1 protein-coding gene is annotated in these 1175 nt (G+C 62.3%); it reads right to left on the bottom strand.

Annotation, left to right across the window (positions count from 1 at the left end):
* Positions 1-3: 3 nt before the first annotated feature.
* Positions 4-1086, bottom strand: a complete 1083-nt coding sequence (locus G6030_RS14870) for an IS110 family transposase (protein ID WP_182643653.1) — start codon at positions 1084-1086, stop codon at positions 4-6.
* Positions 1087-1175: the final 89 nt, after the last annotated feature.

Here is a 1175-nt window from a genome sequence, read left to right on the forward strand (position 1 = left end):
CTCCTATATAGCTGTGTCAAGGGTTTGAGTGCCTAGATTTGGTTCGAGTGTGCTCCGGAGGACCGGGAAGACCTCGCGGGCGACGTAACGTTTCAGGCAACGCATGATCTCTCGTTTCGTCTTGCCCTCGGCGATTCTGCGTTCGACGTACTCGCGGGTGCGGGTCTCGTAGTGCATCCGGACGAGAACGATGTGGTGCAACGCGGAGTTGGCTTGCCGGTCGCCACCGCGATTGAGCCGGTAGCGATTCGTCTTTCCCGAGGAGGCCGGGATCGGTGAAGCCCCGGCGAGGGCAGCGAAGTGGCGTTCACTGCGCATCCGTTCGGGATTGTCTCCGGCGGTGATGAGTAACTGGGCAGCGCTGTCCGGGCCGGCGCCGTAGACCCCCATTAGCGCCGGAGCATGATCGTCCAGAAGCCGCGTAATCTGCCGGAGGAGGTCCGCGACTTGTTCGTCGAGGAACTTGTATCGGCGGGCGAGATGGCGAAGGCACACCGCTGTGGATTCAGCTGCGGTCACCGGTTGTGCCGGCGGCCGGGTCGCGGCCAGCGCTGCCACCAGCTTCGACGTGCTCAATCCGCGATACTTCTGGCGAAGGGGCTCGGGCGCGGATACGAGCATGGCGCGGATCTGATTGATCGTCGCGGTGCGGTCCCGCACGGCCGAAGATCGAGTGGTTCGCAGCACCCGAAGGGACTCCACCAGCCCGTCGTTGCCTTTCGGCAGGGCGGTCGCTCGACCGGAGAGAACCGCCTCAGCAGCGGCGTACGCATCAAACTGGTCAGTCTTGCCGCGGCGATGTCTATCGAACCGATTCGGTTGATTGACTTCGACGACTGCGTAGCCCGCGTCGAGGAACTTCCTGGTGATTCCAGCGCCGTAGCTGCCGGTACATTCGATACCCACCTTGTCGACCTGTGAGTATTCGCCAACCAGGGCAAGCGCTTCCCGGTAGCCGGACGCGGTCGCCGGCACCATCACGTCGACGAGGGGGCGACCATAGTTCGTGATCACCGCCACGTGGTGCGAATCCGCGTGCGTGTCGATTCCGACCACTACCGCGGAGCTGTCATTGTCGTGCATCATTGTGGTGCACTCCTTTCGTTATCGCAGATCAAAGGAGTGCGTAGCCAGGTGGGCGTCAGTCAGTTCACTATCGGGAAAGCGTTCAAACT

It is taken from the genome of Dietzia sp. E1, assembly GCF_014145015.1.
Lineage (GTDB): Bacteria > Actinomycetota > Actinomycetes > Mycobacteriales > Mycobacteriaceae > Dietzia > Dietzia cinnamea_A.